The 21,825-nt window shown below is 52.6% G+C and carries 15 protein-coding genes; 1 reads left to right on the top strand and 14 read right to left on the bottom strand.

Annotated features, from left to right (window positions below; translation table 11 throughout):
- Positions 1 to 356: 356 nt before the first annotated feature.
- From KDC22_RS23240 to KDC22_RS23260, 5 genes are all read right to left on the bottom strand, one after another.
- The gene (locus tag KDC22_RS23240; protein ID WP_246552905.1) at positions 357 to 2,474 is read right to left on the bottom strand and encodes a serine hydrolase domain-containing protein; all 2,118 of its coding nucleotides are present in this window, start codon (positions 2,472 to 2,474) and stop codon (positions 357 to 359) included.
- A gap of 70 nt (positions 2,475 to 2,544) precedes the next feature.
- Positions 2,545 to 3,927 (bottom strand): sigma-54 interaction domain-containing protein, encoded by a 1,383-nt coding sequence (locus KDC22_RS23245; protein WP_173127810.1) that lies wholly within the window; start codon positions 3,925 to 3,927, stop codon positions 2,545 to 2,547.
- Positions 3,928 to 4,020: 93 nt separating this feature from the next.
- Positions 4,021 to 4,974 (bottom strand): DUF561 domain-containing protein, encoded by a 954-nt coding sequence (locus tag KDC22_RS23250; protein ID WP_211720484.1) that lies wholly within the window; start codon positions 4,972 to 4,974, stop codon positions 4,021 to 4,023.
- Between the two features lie 149 nt (positions 4,975 to 5,123).
- Positions 5,124 to 6,359 carry an L-lactate MFS transporter gene (locus tag KDC22_RS23255; RefSeq protein WP_211720485.1) on the bottom strand — a complete coding sequence of 412 codons (1,236 nt, stop codon included), beginning with the start codon at positions 6,357 to 6,359 and terminating at the stop codon, positions 5,124 to 5,126.
- Between the two features lie 46 nt (positions 6,360 to 6,405).
- Complete coding sequence (locus tag KDC22_RS23260) at positions 6,406 to 7,989, bottom strand: acyl CoA:acetate/3-ketoacid CoA transferase (protein ID WP_173127819.1); 1,584 nt, start codon at positions 7,987 to 7,989, stop codon at positions 6,406 to 6,408.
- A 538-nt stretch (positions 7,990 to 8,527) separates the two neighbouring features.
- On the opposite strand from KDC22_RS23260, the gene KDC22_RS23265 reads away from it, so the two are divergent.
- Positions 8,528 to 10,150: a xylulokinase gene (locus KDC22_RS23265; RefSeq protein ID WP_425516965.1), complete on the top strand. Its 1,623-nt coding sequence runs from the start codon at positions 8,528 to 8,530 to the stop codon at positions 10,148 to 10,150.
- Positions 10,151 to 10,420: 270 nt separating this feature from the next.
- Here the strand turns inward: KDC22_RS23265 and KDC22_RS23270 are convergent, their stop codons facing one another.
- From KDC22_RS23270 to KDC22_RS23310, 9 genes are all read right to left on the bottom strand, one after another.
- Entirely contained in the window at positions 10,421 to 11,227 is an 807-nt protein-coding gene (locus KDC22_RS23270) for a Nif3-like dinuclear metal center hexameric protein (RefSeq protein WP_211720486.1), read from the bottom strand.
- 45 nt (positions 11,228 to 11,272) lie between these two features.
- Positions 11,273 to 12,166, bottom strand: a complete 894-nt coding sequence (locus KDC22_RS23275; protein ID WP_211720487.1) for a carbohydrate ABC transporter permease — start codon at positions 12,164 to 12,166, stop codon at positions 11,273 to 11,275.
- Positions 12,167 to 12,178: 12 nt separating this feature from the next.
- A complete protein-coding gene (locus tag KDC22_RS23280) occupies positions 12,179 to 13,102 on the bottom strand; it encodes an ABC transporter permease (protein ID WP_209994627.1) in 924 nt (307 codons plus the stop codon).
- Positions 13,103 to 13,175: 73 nt separating this feature from the next.
- Positions 13,176 to 14,717, bottom strand: a complete 1,542-nt coding sequence (locus KDC22_RS23285; protein WP_211720488.1) for an ABC transporter substrate-binding protein — start codon at positions 14,715 to 14,717, stop codon at positions 13,176 to 13,178.
- A 386-nt stretch (positions 14,718 to 15,103) separates the two neighbouring features.
- Entirely contained in the window at positions 15,104 to 16,699 is a 1,596-nt protein-coding gene (locus tag KDC22_RS23290) for a helix-turn-helix domain-containing protein (protein ID WP_211720489.1), read from the bottom strand.
- A gap of 2 nt (positions 16,700 to 16,701) precedes the next feature.
- On the bottom strand, positions 16,702 to 18,414 hold the full coding sequence (locus KDC22_RS23295) for a sensor histidine kinase (protein WP_211720490.1): 1,713 nt from the start codon (positions 18,412 to 18,414) through the stop codon (positions 16,702 to 16,704).
- Between the two features lie 94 nt (positions 18,415 to 18,508).
- Positions 18,509 to 19,300 carry an alpha/beta hydrolase gene (locus KDC22_RS23300; protein WP_211720491.1) on the bottom strand — a complete coding sequence of 264 codons (792 nt, stop codon included), beginning with the start codon at positions 19,298 to 19,300 and terminating at the stop codon, positions 18,509 to 18,511.
- Positions 19,301 to 19,327: 27 nt separating this feature from the next.
- Positions 19,328 to 20,794 carry a sucrose phosphorylase gene (gene gtfA, locus KDC22_RS23305; RefSeq protein WP_211720492.1) on the bottom strand — a complete coding sequence of 489 codons (1,467 nt, stop codon included), beginning with the start codon at positions 20,792 to 20,794 and terminating at the stop codon, positions 19,328 to 19,330.
- 10 nt (positions 20,795 to 20,804) lie between these two features.
- On the bottom strand, positions 20,805 to 21,761 hold the full coding sequence (locus tag KDC22_RS23310) for a carbohydrate kinase family protein (protein WP_211720493.1): 957 nt from the start codon (positions 21,759 to 21,761) through the stop codon (positions 20,805 to 20,807).
- Between the last annotated feature and the right edge of the window lie 64 nt (positions 21,762 to 21,825).

The raw sequence follows: 21,825 nt of genomic DNA on the forward strand, positions 1-21,825 counted from the left end.
GGATTTCTCCCTCTCATTTTCGCGTACCGCCCACTTCCGGCGGAATCAGAGGGGTTTATCCCTCTCATTTTCACGTACCGCCCACTTCCGGCGGGATCAGAGGGATTTATCCCTCTCATTCACCCATACCGCCTACTTCCAGCGGAATCAGAGGGATTTATCCCTCTCATTGCCCCGAACTGCCCGTACCGCCGACTTCCGCAGGATCAGAGGGATTCGTGGATATTACAATCTCTTTAACAACGAAACAGGACCGGCCCATTGGCCGGTCCCATTAATATGCAAGCTTCCCGCAGGTAAGCTTCATTCCAAGACTCCAGCCTACTAATGCTGGAGCCTGCTGCTATCCACAGCGATTATTTGCCCGCTTCCGCAGGCTTCTCCGTCAACCCGGCGACGATCTGGTTGAGCGGGTTGGTGAAGAGCGCATACAGAATGGCAGCATTCTCCTTCTTGCTCAGTGCTTCTCTGGACTTGTAATCCACAGCGCCTTTGGCATCCGGCTTGAAGTCGGGTCCGTACAGGCCCAGGGCCACGGACATCTTCACGGCCGGAACCGCCCATTTATCGGTGTTCCCGGCCAGCTTGACCTTCTGGAACAGCTTATCCGGGTACTGCGCGGTAAGCAGTCTCCATACCATTACCGCCGCCTCCTGGCGGGTAATGACACGGTCGGGCTGGAACTTACCGTCTGCGGTGCCGAGCACCATTCCAAGCTCTACGGCCATCTGCACATAACCGGCAGCAGGATGCCCCTGCAGATCTGCGAACGCCAGCTTAGCGGTCTCGCTCTCTTTGACCCCGCTGCTCTCCAGCATCAGCCGCACATACTCCGCGCGGGTGATTCCCGCATCCGGCTCGAAGCTTAGCGTCGCATCATTCGGCAGATAACCGAGCGATTGCAGCATCATAACCGGAGTGGCATATGGATGGCTTGCAGGAACGTCGGCATAACCGACACCGTCCGGTCCTTTTTGCTCATAGCTGTAAGGATTGAGGTATGGCTCCTTCAGATAAGTGCTTTGTCCGTCTGCGTTCAGTTCAAAGCCGGTAAATTTCTTGGTAAGCTCATCGACGAACAGATTATCGTCCACCTGACGCAGCTTGCGGCTGCCCAGCAGGGCGTCACTTATAGTTAGCAAACCATCTTGTACCGCAACGGTGGACACCAGACTTTTGAGACGAAGATCCATATAATAGCCTGCGAATCCATCCAGAGCTGCTGCGCTCAGCGGCTTGAAGCTGTCCAGCTTCGCCGGTGCGGCGTATTGCGGGAAGAAGGTCTGGATAAACGCCGGGTAGAACAGCTCGCGCAGGGCACTTTGCTGATTATAGCCAATGAACACCCCGGTGTTCTGCTCTGGAATCAGGAACATATACGAGCTGAAGCCGATCAGGTCCCCGGCCTTGGTAATAATCTTGGAGCTGCTGCCAGCGCCCGGAAGCTGAATCGGTGCTTCAAATCCGTAGGTCGTGTTCGGCAGCAAAGGGTGAATGGACGACCGGTATTCCTTCATAGCGTCTACTGAACTTGCAGCAAGAATGCGGTTGTCGCCCAGCGTCCCCCCGTTCAGAAAAGCGGTCATAAACTTGCCGACATCACCAGCGGTAGACAACATACCTCCATGCGGCATGACGGTTGGAGTGACTGTATACAGATCAAGCGCCTTGCCGGTCGCATCATAGGCTGTAGCAAGTTTATCCTTCAGCTTGCCTTCCAGCAGGTAGCCGCTTGAATTCATATTCAGCGGGGCGAACACGTTCTTCGCCATATAATCCTCAAAGGCCATCCCGCTGGCCTTCTCCACCACCAGACCAAGCAGCAGCGAAGCGAAGTTGTCATACATGTACGAAGTACCCGGCTCACGCACAACCGGCGGCATATGCTTCACCACATAATCCTCAATCGACACCTTGGCGGTGAAATTATCATTGATATCCTCCGGCTGAGGGTCCTGAATGCGGAAGCCGGTAGTGTGGGTCAGCAGGTTCTCCACCGTTACCGGAATACCGAAGGGATTATCGAAGGACATCGGCCCGGTATAGGTCTGGAAATCCGCCTTCAAATCCAGTTTGCCCTGCTCAACTAATTGCATGGCAGCGGCGGCGGTGAAGGTTTTGGATACCGAGGCCAGGCGGAAGACGGTTTGGTCAGGGTCCACCTTGCTTTTGGCAGCCTTATCCGCGAATCCGAAGCCTTCTTCGATTACTGTCTTGCCATCCTTGACCACCACGACAACCGCACCGGCGAGCTGTGCTTTCACTTCCTCCGAACTGAAGAATTGCTTGAGGAAGGCCGCAGCATTCTCTGTAGTCAGCGGCTTGACCGCTGCAGCGGTGGCTGCGGGAGGGGTAGAAGCAGCAGGAACAGCGGCCGCCTGTACGGCCGGGGCTGTAAGCGTCAGAACCAGGGCAGCCGTCAGCACAGTCTTCGTCCACAAGGCGGAACGGCGGCGCAACATTGACAATTTCATTCACTTCACTCCATTTCCATAGATTAATAGGCATAGTAGGTAATACGCCTTAACCTGGAAAATGGTTCATTTAATTGCGCAGCACCTCGTCCATCTTCTTCAGCTTTCTGTAAATCACCGACCGGTCCACACTTAATTTCTTGGCCGCCTCTGTACCGTTCCCGGAACAATCCTTCAGCACTTTTTTGATATAATGCCCCTCTGCAACTGCCGTGAAATCCTTCAGTGAGGATAACTGCTGGATATTCTTCTCAATGAAATGGTCGAGGGAGAACCAGTCGCCAATCGGGTCCTCTTCCGGCTGGCTGGGGCCCACCTGCTCTGTAACAACCAGTCTCTCGATATAATTCCTTAACTCTCTCACATTCCCGTGCCAAGGCTGATTCAGCATCTGATCGAACTCTTCGGCACTTAAGACATATTTCTTACCGTACATCTGATTGAAGCTGGCGATGAAGCTGGAGATTAACCCTACAAGGTCCAGCTTCCGGTTGCGCAGCGGCGGAATATGAATCGGGATCACATTAATCCGGTAGTAGAGGTCTTCGCGGAACAGCCCTTTCTTCACCAGACTCCACAGATCCCGGTTGGTAGCGGAGATGATCCGGCAATTGACCGGAATATTCGTGATGCCGCCGACGCGTCTCACTTCATTATTCTCCAGCACCCGCAATAATTTGGCCTGCATCTCAAGAGGCAAATCTGCGATTTCATCGAGGAAGAGAACCCCGCCATTCGCGATCTCAATCATGCCTGTCTTGACTTCGGTCTGCCCCTCCAGGACCCCCTTCTCATAGCCAAACAATTCATATTCGAACAAAGCCGGGGCAATCGCTGCACAGTTAATCGCAATGAAGGGCCCCTTCCACTTCTCGCTTTTGAGATGAATATATTTGGCGATCACCTCTTTGCCTGTGCCGGATTCACCATAGATTAACACCTTGCTGTCATAGGAGGCGATCTGGTTGCAGACCTTGATAATCTGCTTCATGGCCAGGCTCTCCGCGACAATTCCTTTCTTCTTCTCCGCTGCGGGATCGCCCAATTGCTTACGCGTCTGCCGGGCTACCGGCCCGCTCGCTTCAGCATAGGTATGATCCTGGCTGAATTCATTGGAGGTGGTAACTACCAGCTGCACTTCGCCATCCTTATCCAGAATGGGAATCGCGGACGAGAAGACATGGAATCCTCTAGAGGTATTGACGGTCCTTGAGACCTTCTGCTTCGTCTCAATCGCCTCCATCGTAATCGAATGGCCGTAATAGCCTGCTTTTACCAGATCCTGGACATTAGCCTTCAACAGCTCTTCCAGATGAATGCCTATGGTCAACGCGGTAAATTCATTGGAGATTAAGATATTGCCGCTCGGATCGGTGACAAATAACGTGGAAGGATATTCTTCAATGAATTCGTCTATGGAAGGTTTACCTGCATTTTTGTTTTTTTTGGTCAATTTCACCCGTCCTATCCCTTGATATTAAAACAAAAAGCCAAACAGCATCATTATTAAATGATACCACTTGGCTAATGCAGATCAAAACCTTAATTAGGCATGAACCACGGCTTCAAAGGTTACTTTGCCCATCTTGTCCATGACTTCCTGCGCCTCTGCGAACATGGTGGTGATCATCTCTTCAACGGTCGTGATCTTGTTGACCATCCCGCAGATCTGACCAGCCATGACGGAGCCGGTATCGGTATCTCCTTCAAATACAGCTCTGCGCAGCGAGCCCAGGCTTAAGGTCTCTAACTCTTCCCGGGAGGCTTTCTCATTCTCCAGTCTGAGGAATTCGGTAATCATACTGTTCTTAATGCTTCGTACTGGGCCTCCCAGGCTGCGGCCGGTAACGGTTGTGCTTGTATCATCCGCAGAAATGACGGCCAGCTTGAAGTTCTCGTGAGTAGGACATTCCACAGTAGCCAGGAATCTGGTTCCCACCTGCACCCCTTGAGCGCCCAGAGCGAAGGCTGCGGCAACCCCACGGCCATCCGCAATCCCCCCGGCACCAATCACCGGAATAGACACGGCACTGGCTACTTGCGGCAGCAGAGCCATCGTCGTAGTTTCGCCCACATGTCCGCCTGCTTCGGTTCCCTCGGCCACAATCGCATCCACACCCAGCGCTTCCATTTTCTTGGCGATTTTGACGGAAGGGACTACCGGAATGACGATAATTCCATTTTCTTTCAGAACTTGCATATATGGAGCAGGTGTACCTGCGCCTGTAGTTACAATTTTCACGCCTTCTTCGATGATAACCTGGATCAGTTCAGGAATGTTGTTCATCATGAGCATCAGGTTGACGGCAAAAGGCTTAGTGGTGCTTGCTTTGACCTTGCGAATCTCGTCACGGAGACGGTCGGCGGTAAATCCGCCTGAACCGATGATGCCCAGCCCGCCTGCATTGGATACCGCGCCTACCAGCGGGGAAACCGCGATTTGAGCCATACCGCCCTGGAAAATTGGATATTTAATACCTAATAGTTGTGTAATCGACATTCTATATTACCTCCATGTATTAAAAAATTTGGTCTTGAAGCCTATTTGTCGCTGCGGTAAAATTTGAACTTCCGGCCGCTGTTGTCAACAGATTTCTTTAATTTAATCCGCTTTTCGTATAAATCTTAAATGCTCTTTAGACAACTATCTTAAGCAGCCTTAGCCACTTCCGGCTCGGGCTTCTGCTTCTCCATAGCCTTGTAGACAAAGGTTAAGGCGAAGCCCACCAGGGAAATGACCAGTGCGATGTAAAAAGCATTCGTGAACACGCCGTCATTGGCTGCTGCCACGCTACCAGCAATTCTTGGTCCGAAGAAGGCGGCTCCCGAATAACCGATAAAAGTTACCCCATAGTTCACGCCGTAATATTTCATTCCGAATTTCTCCCCTACTATAGAAGGGAAAATTCCCATCGTTCCGCCGAAGCATAAGCCGATTCCTGCGATGGCTACTGCAAATCCGGCGACTGAGTTCGTCAAGGCTATAGTCAACATCATACTAGCAATAACTAGATAAATCACAAGCAGACAGTTCACCCGGCCGATTTTGTCAGACACAGCCCCCCAGAATACACGGCCGATACAGTTACTAAGAGAGTATAAGCTGACATAGAGCGCTGCGGCTGCGGCTGACAGCCCGAACATATTCTGTCCGATGACCGAAGCATTGGCGGTGACCATCATTCCTGACAGGGCACCGATCAGGAACAGGCAGGCGATGACGTAAAATAAAGGCTTCTTGATCATTTCATTCCATGGTATATTCACTCCGCCCTTGCCTGTGCCAGCCGCCGGAGGCGTCCAGCCTGGAGGAGCATAACCGACCGGGGACGGCTTAACCAGCAGGCCAAGACTTAGAATGATGACCAGGAAGGCAGCACCAAGCATGATGAGTGCGGACTGGACACCGTTCCCGCTGATTAAGGCGTTGGCAATGGGGGCGATAACGATGGTTCCGCCGCCGTATCCGGCTGTAACAATCCCTGCGGCCATCCCTCTTTTGTCCGGAAAGAGCTTGACGCTGTTCCCGATGGTGGAGGAGTATACAATGCCTTGGCCTATGCCGGTAATGATACCGTAGGTGATATACAGCATCCAGGGTGCGGTGGCGAGCCCGGAGAGAATGAATCCAATCCCGAACATGGCCCCTCCGATAAATACGGCCTTCCTCGCTCCGCCTTTATCGACCAGCTTCCCGCCCAGAATCATTGGAATCGGGGAGATCGCTGCATTAATGGTGAAGGCAATCATAATATCCGGCATCGACACACTGAACACCTTGGTTAACGGCAGAGCGAAGATACTAAAAGCGTAAATGGCTCCCACACAGATATTAATAATCGTTGAGGCAATCAGTATCCTCCAGCGGTTCAACTGTACATTCATGATATCATCCCTTTTTTGTATGGTTTATTCAATCAAGTATTACGGACTACACTTCCACTAGAACCCGGTGCTTATCTGCGATAATGGACTTCAGTTGCCCCCAGTTCTCCCGGAACATGGCCTGGTCCATGACCTTAAGATCGGGTGAGATCACCGGTTCAAATTCCATCTGATCCAGAATCTCCGTCTGCAGGTCAATGCCTGGAGCGATTTCGGTTAACGTCATTTTGCCCTTCAGAAGCTCAAAGACTGCGCGCTCTGTCACATAGACAACCGGTTGCTCCACCTTGGCGGCATACGAACCGCTGAACGTAATCTGCTGTACCTTTTTGATGAACTTTTTGGCTTTGCCCTCTTGAATGATGTGCAGCTTCCCGTCCTCGACTCTGATCTGCAGCCCGCCGGCGGTAAAGGTACCTGCGAACACCAGTTTTTTGGCAGCCTGAGAAATATTGATGAACCCGCCGCAGCCCGCTACACGAGTGCCGAATTTGCTGACATTCACATTCCCGGACTCATCGGTTTGAGCCAAGCCCAGTACCGACAGGTCAATGCCGCCGCCGTCATAGAAATCGAACTGTGCGTCATGATCGACAATCGCCTCAGAGTTGTAAGCATGGCCGAAGTCCTTCAGTCCTGCGGGAACCCCGCCGATGGAACCTGCTTCAGTGGTCAAAATCAGCTGTTCGCTAACTCCCTCCTCTGCGGCAATGTTCGCCACATTCACCGGAATACCCACGCCCAGATTCAAAATGGTATTGGGCTGAAGCTCTACAGCGGTGCGGCGGGAGATGATCTTACGCTCATCCAGCGGCAGGATTTCAATCGAGCCTACAGGGACCTTGACATGACCGGAGAAGGCCGGATTGTACTGCGTGTTCTCGGTCTGGTAATGATTCTCCGGTGTAGAAACCACGATGTAATCTACGAGAATTCCTGGAACCTTAACATCCTTTGGATTAAGGGTGCCATTCTTGGCGACCGTCTCCACCTGGGCGATGACAATCCCTCCCGAGTTGCGGACCGCCTGGGCGATCGGCAGCACCTCCATGTGCAGGCCTTCTTTTTCAAGCGTCAGATTGCCGTTCTCATCCGCCACGGTTCCACGGATCAAGCCGACTTGTATGGGGAAGGACTTATAGAACAGCCACTCTTCGCCTTCCAGTTCAATCACCTTCACAATGTCTTCCTTCGTTGACGGAGACATCTTGCCGCCTTCCACCCGGGGATCCACGAAGGTCTCCATGCCTACCTTGGTGATCACACCCGGACGCTTGGCTGCAATCTCCCGGTAGAGCTGGGTAATTACACCCTGGGGCAGGTTGTACGCTTCGCATTTGTCTTCTTCAATGAGCTTGGCCATCCCCGGGGAAGCAATGGCAATCCCGCCGATCCAGCGTTTGATCAAGCCTTCATGGCCCAAGTGGCTCATTCCCTTGTCGCGGCGGTTGCCGACGGCACTGGCGTGCATGACGGTCAGATTCTTCGGTTGTCCAGTCTGCACGAAGCGGTCTTCAATGGCAATCCCCATCTCTTCCGCCCAGCAGGATAATCCAAATCCGCTGGCTGCTACTGTATCCCCATCCTTGATAAGTTCCGCTGCTGCTGAGGCTGATATTACCTTTGTCATTTCATCTGCTCCTCTTTATGTGAATATTTTCACTACGTTATCTAAAAAAAATATAATCGCTGTTCCGCATGTCTTCATTGTCTTGTGAAATATTTCGCAATGTCATCGTATTACAGAAAAAAGAACGGGTCAATAGCTCCAAAACGCCTTGAATTCAAGGTTTTTTTCTGTTGCTTTTTTGCGACTGGCTGGTCTGAATATCCTGATTCCAGGCGCAATTATTCACTAAAGCTTCGGAGGTATGCTGGAATACTGGCTCTGTCCGGGAGTCGCAAAATAACCACACTATTTCCACCTGCTTAGCTTGGCCGCATCAAAAACAATCCGGGAATGACCTTGCCTCTGCGGTGAATCCTGCAAACGTAAGCAGAATGCAACTTAGGGAATTGTATGAATAGTAAAAAAAATAAAATATTTTTGTTTCGGGGCGAGAATTGCAGATTTGCAACAGCGGATTAGTGAAAAGAAGTCCGGTATCACTGTACAACTTCGTTCTCTCATGTTATATTCTGGATAATTTTATTCTGGGAGGGGAAGCGTGATCTTGGAGCATCCTGTTACACTGGCCATAGCCCGGGGAGAAACCTCGCTTGGCATTGAACTCGGGTCCACTCGAATCAAGGCTGTACTGATTGATCATCATTGTGCGACCCTCGCTTCCAGCAGCTATGAATGGGAGAATCAATTGATAGACGGGTATTGGACCTACTCTATCCCTAACATGATTCACGGGCTGCAAGCAACCTATCGACAATTGAAGCAAGAGGTGGAGCGCAATTATGGCGTAACCCTGCAGACCATCGGCTCCATTGGCTGTTCTGCTATGATGCAGGGTTATATTGCACTGGATCAGGCCGATGAGCTGCTGGTTCCGTTCCGTACCTGGCGCAATGCCACTACAGGCAGGGCTGCCTCCGAGTTAACGGAGCAATTCAGCTTCAAAATTCCGCAGCGCTGGAGCATCGCCCACCTGTATCAGGCGATTCTGGACGAGGAGGAGCATGTCACCGGCATAGATTATATGACAACTCTGTCGGGTTATGTTCACTTCCTGCTGACTGGCAGCAGGGCTATTGGCATCGGAGATGCCTCGGGAATGTTCCCGATAGATGAAGCTGCGCAGCAATATAATGAAGATATGGTGAAGCAGTTCACCGGCTTGGCAGCCGTGAAGCGCTACCCCTGGAAGCTCACAGATATCCTGCCTACAGTGTATACAGCAGGTGAACAGGCCGGTTCTCTGAGTGAAGCCGGAGCCTTGTTATTAGATCCATCCGGCAGCCTGCAGCCGGGTATTCCGCTCTGTCCCCCTGAAGGCGATGCCGGAACAGGCATGGTGGCTACGAATAGTGTCAGCAAACGTACCGGTAATCTTTCCGTAGGGACGTCGGTTTTTGCCATGTTCGTGCTGGAGAAGGATTTAACCAAGGTGTACCCTGAGATTGATATCGTGACTACACCTGACGGCAGCCCTGTCGCCATGGTGCTTGCGAACAACTGCTCCAGCGATATCAACGCCTGGCTCGGCTTGTTCCGTGAATTCCATGAAGCCATGGGGCTGAAGCCTGATATGAACCAGTTATTCAGCGTCCTGTTCAACCAAGCGCTGGAAGCGGACGCGGATGGCGGCGGCTTGCTGAGCTACGGCTATTATTCGGGTGAGAACATTACCGGGTTCGCCCAAGGCCGTCCGCTGTTCGTCCGTTCCCCGCAAAGCCGCTTCACGCTGCCTAACTTCATGCGAGTGCATCTGTTCAGCGCGTTCGCTGCGTTAAGGCTCGGGATGGATATGCTGACCCAGCAGGAGCAGGTAACGATTGAACGGATCTCGGCGCATGGCGGATTGTTCAAAACCCCGCGGGTCGGTCAACAGCTCTGTGCCGCCGCTCTGAACACTCCAGTCTCGGTCCTGTCTACGGCCGGTGAGGGCGGCGCCTGGGGGATGGCGATTCTGGCCTCTTATATGCTGCATAAGGAGCCGCAAGAGAGCTTGGCGGATTACCTGACTGCCAAGGTGTTCCAGGATGCCAGAGGACAGGAGGTAGCTCCTGTCAGCGCAGATGTGGAGGGTTTTGCCTTGTATATGGAGCGTTACACCGAGGGGCTGGCGATTGAGCGGGCTGCGGTGGAGCATTTGGTGGAGAATGGGAAGAAGAATTGAGACATAGAAGAAGAGGACACCTATGGATATGAAAAAGAACCTGTGCAAAAAGCAGCAATTCTCCCGTTAACGGTGAATGACTGCTTTGCGTTTTGGGTCAGCGGGTCGTCCGGCTCTGTGTAACGGACTGAGGATCCGTTATTGCGGACAAAAGTCACTTTAAACACAAGTAACCTAGTCGCACCACAGCCCTTATAGGTGGATATTCCACCGATAAACATTGGTTAGTGATCCAATAAGCGCATCTCAGTCCGTTAGAAGCAGGGCCGCTCACAAATACACAAACGGCTCCTTCGCATCCACGAATGTGACCGGAAGCCCGTCCACCAGCGGCGTCAGCCACTCCGCCATATACTTCATGCCCCACTCCTCGGAACGCTCATGGCCGATTACGATCATCGCTTTGTTCATGCCCAGCATGGCGGCATCATTCACGTAAGCGCATAAGGTCCACTCCGTAATATCGCCGCAGATCATCACATCCAGCTTCTTCTCCTGCATCAGCTCCATCGGCATTTGCTCTCTGCCCAGCCCAAGGCTTCCGCCTCCCACCAGGATGCCTATACGGGCACAGGCTGCTTCCGGGTTGCCGACAATCTGAATCACCTTCATGCCCAGCCGCTGCTTCAGGAAGCCGGCCAGCTCACCGACGGTGGTCTCCTCAATCTGATACCCCCAGGCATCCTTATCGTCCAGCTTCTTGTCCTCCCACTCCAGCTCCTTGAGCAGACCGTCATAGATCCGGTCCGTATCTGCCAGGTGCATGTGGTCATGGAACCGCCAGATCGTGATTCCGTGTTCATCAATCAGCTGCTTCTTGGCCAGATATACCGGGTCCTGCTGAAGCCAGTCCAGCGAATCCATCCCGGTAAAATAGGTGGGCTCATGGGTGATAATCAGGTTCGCTCCAAGCGCAATGGCTTCCTTGATCACATCCACAGTCGCCATGAACGTTGTGACAATCCCTGTGACCTCCATGTCTTCCTTGCCGCTGGCAAGCACATCACAGGTCTGTTCCAGCTTGCGTCCTCCGCAGCAGTCGAGCAGAATCCGGTCAATAACCTCCTGCACATTCATCGCGCATTCTCCTTTTCATCTATTTATTGTCAGCCTGTCAGCCTGTCAGCCTTTGACAGCACCAATAATCACGCCGCGGGTCAGGTATTTCTGCATGAACGGCAGGACGAACAGCACCGGCACAATGCCCAGTACCGCCATTGCCATCCGCACGGCTGTACTTGGCAGCGATACGGACTCTGCCCCGAGCACGTTGCCGGCCTGGCCGGAATTGAGGAATTGAATGTTGCTCATCAGCTGCATCAGCAGATTCTGAATGCCGTATAATTGCGGCTTCGATACAAAATATAGCGCATTGATCCAGTCATTCCAATAAGCCAGGCCCATGAACATCCCCACGGTAGCCATCACCGGCATGGACAGGGGAAGCATAATGCGGAAGAAGGTCCGCAGCTCCGAGGCCCCGTCGATCTGGGCAGCTTCGATAATCTCCAGCGGCACATTATTCTTGAAATAGTTGCGGACCAGCAGGACGTTGAAGCCGTTCGCCAGCAGATTGGGCAGAATCAGCGCCCACAGCGTATTTTTGATATGGAAATATTGGGTCCACATGATGTACGAAGGCACGATTCCCCCGCTGAACAGCATGGTGAAGAAGACGACGAACGCCAGCAGATTATGATATTTGAAATCGGACCGGGACATCGGATAAGCAAGCATACTTGTTATCAGCAGTCCGATAGCGGTTCCCAGGATCGTAACCAGAAACGAGACGCCATAGGCTCTGATAAAAATGTACGCCGAGGACTTAATGTACCGGTAGGCATCAAAGCTTAGATGCTCCGGGAAAAAGCTGTACCCGTTGCGGATCAGAGTCGTCTCATTCGTGAACGAGGCAATGACAATCAGAAGGAAAGGTAAAAAAGCAAAAACTGTCAGCAGGAACATCACGACCGCAGAAAACACAGTAAACGTCCGTTCTCCTCTTGTTTGGATCATCTGTATTTCCTCCTAGAACAATGCGTTTTCTGGATTAACCTTCTTGACGATGGCATTGACCGTAAGCACCAGGGCAAAGCCGACCAGCGACTGATACAGACCGGCTGCCGCCGACATTCCAATATCATTGAGCTGCATCAAGGCGCGGTAGACATACGTATCAATCGTCTGAGTTGTACTGTACAGCGCACCAGAGTTCATGGGTACCTGATAGAACAGGCCGAAGTCGGAGTTGAAAATCCGTCCCATGGACATCAGCACCAGCACGATGATCGTCGGCTTCAGCAGCGGCAAGGTAATCATGCGGATCTGCTTCAGCTTCCCGGCCCCGTCAATTTTGGCAGACTCGTAGATGCTCTTGTCGATGCCCGCAATAGAGGCGAAATAGATAATGGAACCGTAGCCTGCCGTCTTCCAGATCTGAATAAGCACCAGCAGATAAGGCCAATATTTCGCCTCCGAATACCAGTTAATCTCCGGAATCCCCAGCGGCCGCAGAATGGAATGATTCACGAAGCCGCTGTCGGCGTTCAGAAAGGCGAAGACGAGCAGCGAAAGCACGACCATCGAGATCAGATTCGGAAGAATCAGTCCGGTCATGAACAGCTTCGAGTAAAGCTTGTTCAGCAGCTCCGACATCAGAATGGCGATGATAATTGAAACTATGGTACCAAGTGCGATAAAGGCCAGATTGTACAAGAGCGTATTCCGGGTCATAATCCAGGCATCGCTGGTCTGGAACAGAAAGGTGAAGTTCTTGAAGCCGATCCAGTCACTGCCGAAGATGCCCTTCGCATAGTTGACATCCTTGAACGCGATGAACACCCCGAACATGGGGAAGTAGCTGTTGATGAGAAAGTACAGCAGACCCGGACCCGCCAGAATCAATAAAGGAAGTGTTTTTTTGAGCGGTTTAGATTTAGGTTTGGCTGTCATGCCGGATTCACCTCCATTGCCGAAGGCAGAGCTTCCATAGCGGCTCTACCTTCAGCAGGCTTATTTAAGATTACTATTTTTGCGCGGCAAGCCATTGATCCAGTTGTTGCTGCTTGCTGTCTATAATGTCCTGCGCACCCGCATCCTTCAGCGCACTGTTGAACTTAGCAATAATGGTATCGGGATCTACCGATCCGCTGACCAGTGCCGGCAGGAATTGGCTCACTACGTTGGTCACTGCACTCATCTGTGTCTTCACCTGGCCCTGGTCAAAGATAAATCCGAAGTACGGGGATCTGGCGGTATCCTTGTTCTCCTGGAGCTTCAGTTCCACATCTGACCAGTTGATTCCCTCCATCTGATACTGGAGTGACTCGGAGCCTACGATCCCGGAGCTGAGCATGGAGGTATAAGGAACCGTATTGGCGTCCATGCCCTCAGGGAATTTCACATGATGCTCATCCACCTTGAGGTAATCCTCCCCTTCGATTCCGAAAAGAATGGTGTTAATCAGCTCTTTGTCGGTGTACAGCAGGTTCAGGAACTTGACGGCAGCCTCCGTCTCCTTGGAGGTGCTGGAGACCATCCAGGTTACAGAGTTCACGGCACTGGTATCGAAGTAGAACGGGGCGATCCGCTTGGTCTGAATGTTTTTCCCCACTTGCGCACTCAGCTGCTTGCCAACCTCCATACCGCTGTACCCTCCCAGGAAAGAGAAGCCGCGCCCGGAGGAGACCATCTCCATCGCTGTAATCGTCGTGGTCGCGGTATCCTTCTGCAAGTAGCCCGCATTGAACCACTCCCGCATCATCTGAATCCCATTCTTGAACACATCGGATTCGTAGAAGTTCACGACCTTGCCATTGTCGCCGATGACCACACCGACTCCGGTGGTATCGGTCAGGTAATCTACCTTGCTGGCACCCTTCATCCAGTTCACAAGTCCCGTATCTGTCGGGTTCACATTAATCGGGCCAAACGGAACTACATCCGGTGACTTCTTCTTCACAGCTGCGAAGACCGCAGGCAGATCCTCCACGGATTGGATCGAGTCAGCCGACACTCCTGCCTCTGTCAGCATATCGGCGTTGAAGATAATATTGGTCGGCAGCGCCATGCCTTTATTCACGGGAATCCCGTAGATATGTCCATCCATCGTGGTCGTTTTGAGAATATCCGGACCGAAATCCTTGTCCAGAATGGCGGTTAGCTCCTTACCATGCTCGGGAAGCAGCTCTTCGAGCGGAGCTACCTGACTCTTGGACACATAGTTGGAGAATTGTCCGAGCGTGGTGAAGACGTCCATTTTCTCCCCGCTCTGGAGCGCCAGATTGACCTTCTGGGCATAATCCGCCGGACCGAAGAGCCGGAAATCTACTTTGACACCGATCTTCTCGGTTGTAATAGCATTGATCGCATTCGTCACCTTGCTCAGATCATCGGGAATCCGGTTGAAGGACGGCAAGGCAAACACAATCTCAGCCACCTTGGCCTTAGCTTCTGTATTCCCGGAACCCTCGGATGCTGTATTGGAATTACCGCCGCAGGCGGAGAGCAGAGAACCGCAGATTACCATAGACAACAGCAGTGAACCTAACCCCTTTTTATTCTTCATGATCATGCCTCCTGTTCTATATTTACATTCTCATTGTACTGGTCCTGGAGGGGGGCGGGCTTTCAATAATACGGGCTGTTTTTATAAAAAAACGTACTACAGTGTGATTCTCTGGCGGGCGGCGAGACCGCCCTGCTTCGGCCAAGCAAACAAGTGGAAAAAGGTAGCTTAGTTTCTCCATTTCTACGGATGATGCCCAAGCAAGTGGAAAAACAGCAACTATGATTAGCATTTTTTCAACTTTGCAGGAAATGCCGTGAATGAAGTGTTGTTAATCCAACTCTTCCTCCGCCAGCGGCCATCCGTTCTGCAACAACTGTATAAAATCCAACTAAAACCTGTACAGCAAGAAGCTCCGCTTCTCTTGGAAAAAGCGGAGCTTCTTGCTATAGAGCGGCCTTGTGCTTGGCACGATAGGCTGCCGGTGTTTCGCCGGTCCATTTTTTGAATACTGTCGAGAAATAAGAAATGGTATCAAACCCGGTATCCATCGCGATCTCCCCTATACTGGCCGTACTCTCCAGGAGCATCTGCTTCGCCGCCCGGATGCGGCAGTCGTTCAAATACTCCTTGACCGTCTGCCCGGTCCCGTTCTTGAAGACCTTCGCCAGATAGTCTGCGGTCAGATAGACGCTTGCGGCAACATCCTCACGGCTGAGGTCTTGAGTATAGTGGTCCTGGATGAACCGTTTGGCCCGCTCGACTACGCCTTCCGACTGCAGCACTTCCCTGATGGAATCCACCGTCTTCTCCGTAAGCGCCTGCGCCCACTTCATGAAATCGAACACACTGCTCTCAGCATCCTGGGCCAATTGCTGGCTGGGTTCATCGGCAAAGAGCCGGTGTGCCTGAATATGGTGGCGGGAGAGCAGCGAATAGACTACCTGAAGCAGATCTTCCCGGATGGCATGGAGGGTGGCCGAATCCAGCTTGTTCCGGCTGGTCAGCAGCTCCAGCTCCTTCTTCAGCCGGTTCACAATCTGTGCCTTCTCCTTCTGGACGAACAACAGGGTGAACAGCTCAGTATCCAGGGTGTAGCGCTCGGTAAGATCCACATGGAAGGGCTCGTTCGGCAAGTGCACCCTTCCCCGGAAAATAAGATTCGACTCATCCGCCTGCTCCAGCTCCGCCTTAAGCTGCGAGAGGCCGGAGATCGCCGCTCCCTCGCTGAAATAGCAGGTGGCGGTACACTTCAGGTAATGTCTGCTGAGCCGAATGATCTCTCCGGCACTCGCCTCCAGCCAGTTCCTGTCTACCTGACTCTCGACAAGAACCGCATTGTAGAACACCTTATCGACCTGGTAGGCGATGATCCGCCCTCCGCTCACCTGGCTGCTGAGAATCTCGGAGACGAGGTTCGAGAGCGCGTAATGGAAGATGCTCTCGTCCCACTCCCGTTCAATCTGGGAGCGGGGAACGCTAATCAGCAGCAGCCTATAATCCGCCTGTACGGAGACAGGCAGCTCGCGCTTCTGCACTTCACTCTGAATAAGCTGGATTCGGGGAGATATCGTCGCTGTCAGGACCTCACTCCAGAAGCTCCGTTCCAGCAGATCCTGATTCTTGAGCCAGGCCTGACCCATTTTGCTGTATTCGCCCATCATGATTTTGTTCTTCAGCGTATCCATGGACTTGCGCAGGGCCGCCTCCAGCTCCTGCTTGTCCAGCGGCTTGACCAGATAAGAGTCTGCGTCATACGAGATGGCCTTGGAGGCGAAGCTGAAGCTCTCATGACAGGTCAGGAAGATGAACCCGCCTTCATATTGGCGGTCTCTCGCCCACTGGATCATATCAATCCCTGAGCCGCGCGGCATCTCGATATCGCAGATGATCAGATCCGGCTCGGCCTGCCCGAATAACTGCTTCGCATCCTGTATATTATGGGCGGCCTGCACTTCCGTAATCCCGAATTCCTCCCAATTGACAATCCTGCGCAAGGCTTCTACGGTTGGAATATCATCATCAATCAACATACAACGCATAATTAACCCCCCTCTGGTATGGACTGGTCCACCCGGTTCACAGGTATCCACAGCTCTACTCTTGCCCCTGTAGACTCGACATTGGACAGCTTCAGCAGATCATCGCGTTTGTAGAGCAGCTTGAGGGTTTTGCGGATATTGGCGATTCCGACCCGGCCGCCATCCTCCGTCACCTGTACGGTCTCCGGCGAATTCAGCCATTCGGCAGTGAAGCCTGCTCCGTTATCCTCAATCACAATACTGACACCCGGGCTTCCGTCCCTGGTCTCTATCCGCACCCGGATGAAGATGGACAGCATCTCCTGAACGAACATCGCGTGCTTGAATGTATTCTCCACAAAGGTCTGAATCATGAATTGCGGAATCGGTACCTGCCGGGCTTCTTCCTGGATCTCGATCATGAAGAAAATTTGGTCCGGGTAACGGATCTCCTGCATCCGGATATAATTCTCAGTGTGGCGGATCTCTTCCTCCATCGTAACTTCCATCAGCCCGCCTCTGAACATATAGCGGAGATGTTCCGACAGACAGTGGATCAGTCGCCGGATTTCTTCATTCTTATTCTGATAGGTTAAGCTGGTGATCGTCGAGATCGCATTCAGGAAGAAATGGGGCCTGATCTGCATCTGCAGGTATTTGATCTCTGCGCGGCTGATCTCGATCTGTTCTTCATAGGACTGAATCTTCAGGTCCTTAATTTCACTGACCATGGATTCCAGCGCATGGAACAGCTTCATGAATTCCAGGGAGTACGGTGTATTCTGGAGAATCTGGTATTCGAGCTGACCCTGCTCGACGGCCTTGGCCGCCTTCACCAGCTCCAGAATCGGCCTCAGCACATCCCGGGTCAAGAATCTCAGCACCAGCGGTACAACGATTGCCGAGAGCACCGCCAGCAAGGCGATCCCCCACTGAATAAGCTGGAGGCCTGAGAACAAGCCGCCCTTGGGAACCATATTGGTCATCCGGCCAAACTCGCCGATCGGTTCGGACACAATCAGGAAGCTGCGCTGATGTTGCTTAGTTAAGCTCTCCAGGGTTGTGTCTGCCTCATTCAGGGAGATATTATTGGCCGCCAGTATAGTCCCCTCAGCATCACTCAGTACATAGCGGTTCTGATCATTGGCCCCTCTGTCTACCATAGATAACAGGTTGTCCGCCTTCACCAGGGTTCCGAAGCTAACGCCTGAATAGGTAATGTACTTGAACATATAATATTCACCCTGGATCTGGAACACCTTCCATTCCCCGCTTTGCGCTGCCGGAGTTGTATCGAACTTGTGTATATTCAGAAAATCAACCAGAGCCAGCTTATCCCCCGACTCCATCCGGCTGTTGAACTGCTCCAGCACCAGTTCTCCCGAGAGTCTGATGAACATGCCATCACTGGAATAGCCGCCGGCCATTTTCGCCTGCAGGTTGGTTTTGAGCTGCTGGACCTTGAAATACCGGCTGCTCTCATCCATACCCGCTGTATTCACTGCGGCATCTATATTATGGTCGAACACCTCGATCAGATCCTTGGAGAAATTATTGAAGTTGTTATGAATATTCGCCTGATAGAGGGCAAGTGTATTCCGCGAGCTGGTCAGCGCATTACTTCGCACCACCTCCAGGGAGTATATATTGCTCAGAACCAGGATGGACAGCAGGATCACAAGAATCACGGTCATCTGCATCGAAAATTTGAATACGATACTGTTCGTTCGGATCATCCCCGCCTCCTCCTTCCCCCCCGGAATTCAGCAAGCCCCTGAAGCCGATTCGTTCTCAATCAGGCCCAGGGGCGTGCAAGTATGTGATTTGTAGTTAATTATCCGCCCACTCCAGCGCAGCTTCAATGTGCTTATCCCAGTACTCCCAGTTGTGGTCTCCCGGGCCTTCCACATAGTGGTGTCCTACTTGCTCCGCTTCCAGGAACTGATGGAACCGGCGGTTCACATCCAACAGCATATCCTCTGTTCCGCAGGCCATATACAGCTCCGGCAGCGCAAGTCCCTTCGTCTTCACATCCAGCACAAGCTGCTCCGGGTCTTTATCACTGCCAAGCAGCCGGCTCAAATCACCGAACACACTTGTATAGTAGGAATAGCTGGCGATGCCATCATTATAGTCCGGGGGAATGCCGGCAATCCGGTAAGGGATCAGCGCCGAGGACAATGCAATAATCCTGCCGAATTGCTCCGCATACTTCAGGCCGTTGCGGATCGCTCCGTAGCCGCCCATGGATAAACCGCCGATCCAAGTATCCTCGCGCGCAGCAGACAGCGGGAACAGCCTGCGCGTGAACTCTACCAGTTCCCTGCCGACGTATTCACCGTAGAATGCGTCTCTGTTCTCATCATCCACATAGAATCCATTCTCACCGGCAGGCATAAATACCGCAATCTGATATCTGTCCGACAGCTCCCTGATCCGGGAGAAGCTCAGCCAATCATTCTGGCTCCCGGAGAAGCCGTGCAGCAGATAGAACGATCTTAAGGGCTGGCCCGACCATACCGGCAGCCCCAGGCCCTCAGGCAGATCCAGCGGCAATAACGCATTGAACGTCACTTCCCGCTTCAGACATTGCGATTGCAGGCTTATTTGCAGTGTAGCCATAATCATTCCCCCTTAACAGGATTCGAATTAGACGCGGTAAACTGCTTCCTGTCCTTGCTCATCCACATATTCAATCACGGTCTGGTAATTCTGCAGGTCAATGAACAGCCGGCAGTAGTCTCCGCCTTGCTCCCACATCAGCCGGATCTCATGGTCTGGCGCCTCCAGCACCCGGAACGTTCCTCCGAAGGCACTGTAGGTATTGCGGAAACGAATCAGCTTCATCAGCCGCTGCACTACCTCCCGCTGAGCTTCTGCTTCAATCTCCTCCAGTGTATAGTTATGGCGGTTGATCTCCCGTCCTTCACCCGTCAAGGCTACCTGCTCCAGATCATTGCTGCCGGCCAGCAGGCCCACATAATAGACCTGCGGGATACCCGGTGCGAAGAATTGAATCGCCCGGGCCGCCAGATAAGCATCGTCATCTTCATTCAGCGCGCTGTAATACGTGCAGCGGATCTGATGGACATCGAAGCCGTCCGGGGCCTTATGCTCCTCCGACAGAATCAGGCTCAGGTTCGCCCCCCGCTCCACGCAGAGATCCACCAGCTTCTGTGCTTCCTTCGTATCAATCAGATCATCCATATCCGGCTTCACCGGAACGCCGTCGTGACAATCCAGCATCGTGAACTGCTTATGCGGACGGGTCTGCAGATAGGAGTACAGCTCCTTATTGGATCTGCCGGTCAGTGCCTCAAGCACCCGGTAGGGCAGAATGAAGTCGTAGATCCAGCAGCCGTATTCCGATAGCTTGTTCTGGATACTGTGATGGGCATGTACCTCAGGCAGCAGCTCTATATCCAGCGAATCCGCCATCGCTTTGATCCAGTCCAGAAATTCGTAAATCTCCGGCTCCACAAAAAAACAGCTGGTGCCCAGCTTCTTGATCACATATCCCACCGCATCCAGCCGGACGATCTTGACATTCTGCGCTTTGAAATTCTCGAAGAACCGCTGCAGCAGCTCCCGGGTAAGCGGTGAATGGATATCGAGATCAATTTGCTCGGAGGGATCGGTTTTGCCAAAGGTTGTCCAGACCTTCTCTTCCCCTCTCCCCGGGGTGGAGTAAGTGGAATAGGGCAGAGGCCGCCGCAGGAACATCTTCTCAATATCCGCCTGGACAGGCTCGCCGTCCGCCCATATTTTGTCCAGGGTGATGAATAAATCGGCATACTCGGAAGCCCGTCCCTTCTCCAGGAAGTCCTGGAAATAAGGCGATTGCCTGGAGATATGATTCACCATCAGGTCCACCAGCACATCGAATTCTTCCCCTATGCTGCGGATATCCTCCCACGTGCCGAACTCCGGCTCTATCTCCAGATAAGTCAGCGGAGCGAACCCGCGGTCCCCGGAGGAAGGAAAGGGCGGCAGAATATGAATTCCGCCTGCAAACAGATCAGCGAACGGCCCGTGCAGCACCTGATGAAGCTGCTTCAGGTCGCCGCCCAGCGAATCGGGATAGGTAATCAATTGGACTTGATTCTTCAGTGTCATCTTCTTCCTCCTACAGGTTATATTCTTGTTGTATGACTTCCAGGGCAGGCAGATTCACTACAGCCCCTGTAAATTTCAATTTGTACGCGCTGACGGCAAACCCCAGCTCCAGCGATTCTCTTAGCGTATACCCTTTAACGACTGCTGCATACAATCCCGACCAGAAAGCATCTCCCGCTCCTGTCGTATCTTCGATCCGGGTAGCTCTGGTAGCGAACGCCAGCGTCTCCCTTCCGTTCGACACCAGCGCGCCGTCCTTGCCCAGCGTCATAATCACCAGCTTGGCTCCAAGCGCCAGGAATCTCCCGACTTGCTCGGCCGGAGTGCCGGGTCCGAACAGGCGCTCAGCATCATCCTCGGAAGGCTTGATGATATCCACCTTCGGGATCATGCTTTTGACATAGGCAACCCCGTCTTCACCCTGCTCCCAGATCAGGGGATGATAATTGGGATCGAAGCCGATGAGCAGCTTATGCTTCCTGGCGACCTCAATCACCCGTTCAACCGTATCACGCGACGGAACTCTTGAGATCGGCCAGCAGGAGAAATGGAGGATTCTGGAGTTAATAACGGCCTGTTCAAGCTCATCATTATATTCCAGCCCGTAATCCGCCCCGCGGTAAAAGATCGGAGTCGGCGTGCTCTGACTCTTCGTAATCACCACCATACTGGTAGACGACTCTACCTGCTGGATTCCGCTGGTATCCATCTCCGCACTTTGCAAGCCCCTGATCAGAAACCCGCCCAGACCATCCTTCCCCACCGCCGAAGCAACATGAGACCGGATGCCGAGCCTATGGACATTAATGGCAATATTGGATGGCGATCCGCCGGAATATCTGGTATATCCGTTACATGCGGTGTCCTCGCCATACTCATTGGCAATCATATCAACGAGCAGCTCCCCCACCGTTAACACATCGTTCGTTTGATCTTCAAAAGGTATTGCCTCACCGAGATTAAACATCCATACTCCCCCTTGCCCTACAATATCCCTTCTTCATATCCATTCTATGGTTTCTGTAGCTGGT

It is taken from the genome of Paenibacillus tritici, from assembly GCF_018207515.1.
Taxonomy (GTDB): Bacteria; Bacillota; Bacilli; order Paenibacillales; family Paenibacillaceae; genus Paenibacillus_AQ; species Paenibacillus_AQ tritici.

Excerpts from the sequence above, each read along its gene's own strand:
- KDC22_RS23275 (WP_211720487.1), bottom strand. The coding sequence starts at position 12,166 with ATGATCCAAACAAGAGGAGAACGGACGTTTACTGTGTTTTCTGCGGTC.
- KDC22_RS23310 (WP_211720493.1), bottom strand. The coding sequence starts at position 21,761 with ATGTTTAATCTCGGTGAGGCAATACCTTTTGAAGATCAAACGAACGAT.
- KDC22_RS23250 (WP_211720484.1), bottom strand. The coding sequence starts at position 4,974 with ATGTCGATTACACAACTATTAGGTATTAAATATCCAATTTTCCAGGGC.
- KDC22_RS23280 (WP_209994627.1), bottom strand. The coding sequence starts at position 13,102 with ATGACAGCCAAACCTAAATCTAAACCGCTCAAAAAAACACTTCCTTTA.
- KDC22_RS23260 (WP_173127819.1), bottom strand. The coding sequence starts at position 7,989 with ATGACAAAGGTAATATCAGCCTCAGCAGCAGCGGAACTTATCAAGGAT.
- KDC22_RS23290 (WP_211720489.1), bottom strand. The coding sequence starts at position 16,699 with ATGCGTTGTATGTTGATTGATGATGATATTCCAACCGTAGAAGCCTTG.
- KDC22_RS23240 (WP_246552905.1), bottom strand. The coding sequence starts at position 2,474 with ATGAAATTGTCAATGTTGCGCCGCCGTTCCGCCTTGTGGACGAAGACT.
- gtfA (WP_211720492.1), bottom strand. The coding sequence starts at position 20,794 with ATGACACTGAAGAATCAAGTCCAATTGATTACCTATCCCGATTCGCTG.
- KDC22_RS23270 (WP_211720486.1), bottom strand. The coding sequence starts at position 11,227 with ATGAATGTGCAGGAGGTTATTGACCGGATTCTGCTCGACTGCTGCGGA.
- KDC22_RS23295 (WP_211720490.1), bottom strand. The coding sequence starts at position 18,414 with ATGATCCGAACGAACAGTATCGTATTCAAATTTTCGATGCAGATGACC.
- KDC22_RS23255 (WP_211720485.1), bottom strand. The coding sequence starts at position 6,359 with ATGAATGTACAGTTGAACCGCTGGAGGATACTGATTGCCTCAACGATT.
- KDC22_RS23300 (WP_211720491.1), bottom strand. The coding sequence starts at position 19,300 with ATGGCTACACTGCAAATAAGCCTGCAATCGCAATGTCTGAAGCGGGAA.
- KDC22_RS23285 (WP_211720488.1), bottom strand. The coding sequence starts at position 14,717 with ATGAAGAATAAAAAGGGGTTAGGTTCACTGCTGTTGTCTATGGTAATC.